Source organism: Streptomyces sp. SP17BM10 (genome assembly GCF_036322405.1).
In the GTDB taxonomy this organism is placed as follows: domain Bacteria; phylum Actinomycetota; class Actinomycetes; order Streptomycetales; family Streptomycetaceae; genus Kitasatospora.
In genome coordinates this window covers 1-1054 of the sequence record NZ_JAQYXB010000599.1, presented here as the reverse complement: position 1 = coordinate 1054, position 1054 = coordinate 1, and the positions used below count along the sequence as shown (strand labels likewise).

Annotated in this window: 1 protein-coding gene; it reads right to left on the bottom strand. The window is 74.0% G+C overall.

The window, feature by feature from the left end; all coding sequences use genetic code 11:
* A partial coding sequence (locus PUR71_RS21740) for a condensation domain-containing protein (protein WP_329928742.1) occupies positions 1-1054 on the bottom strand: 1054 nt, incomplete at both ends.

Here is a 1054-nt window from a genome sequence, read left to right as displayed (position 1 = left end):
GCGCACCCGGCGCAGCAGCTCCCGGACGCTCGGGTCGCCCGACAGGTCCGTCCGCAGCACCAGCGTGTTGACGAAGAACCCGATCAACTCGTCCAGCGCCTCGTCCGACCGCCCCGCCACCACCGTCCCCACCGGGATGTCGCTGCCCGCACCCAACCGCGACAACAGCAGCGCCCACCCCGCCCGCAGCACCATGAACAGCGTCGCACCGCACTCACGCGCCAGCGCCACCAGCCCGGCGTGCACGTCGGCGGGTATCGCGAGGTCCACGGTGTCGCCCGCGAAGGTCGCCACCGCGGGCCGCGGCCGGTCCGTCGGCAGTGCCAGCTCCTCCGGCAGACCGGCCAGACGATCGCACCAGAAGCCGAGCTGACGATGCATCAGTGACTCCGGGTCATCCTCGTCGCCCAGCACTCCACGCTGCCAGAGCGCGTAGTCGGCGTACTGGACGCCGAGTCCGCCCCACGCCGGCGGTTCGCCCGACCCGCTGCGAGCCGCGTAGGCGGCGGTCAGGTCGCGCAGGAGCGGTTCCATCGACCAGCCGTCGCACGCGATGTGGTGCACCACCAGCAGGAACACGTGCTCGTCCGGCGCGATCCGGAACAACCAGGCCCGGATCGGAAGTTCGGCCGCGAGGTCGATGACGCCGTGCACGGCAGCGTCGATCAGCCCGGTGACCTCCTCCGCCCCGCAGGCCACGGACTCCCAGGGCACGAGCGGTTCGCCCGTCACCGGCACGATCCGCTGCCACGGCACGCCGTCGACGACCGGGAACACCGTCCGCAGGCTCTCGTGCCGGCCCACCACGTCCTCCAGCGCCGCCCGCAGCGCCCCCTCGTCCAGCGCGCCCCGCAGCCGGACGGTCAGCGGCATCGCGTACGTCGCCGTCCGGACCTCGCTGTCGACGGTCCCGAGGAACCAGAGGCGCTGCTGCGCGTGCGAGAGCGGCAGCCGCTCGGGGCGCTCGACGGGCCGCAGCGGCGGCCTCGGGGCCACCTCGCCGCGCCGGTCGAGCAGGGCGGTCAGGCCGGCCACGGTCGGCGCCTGGAACAGG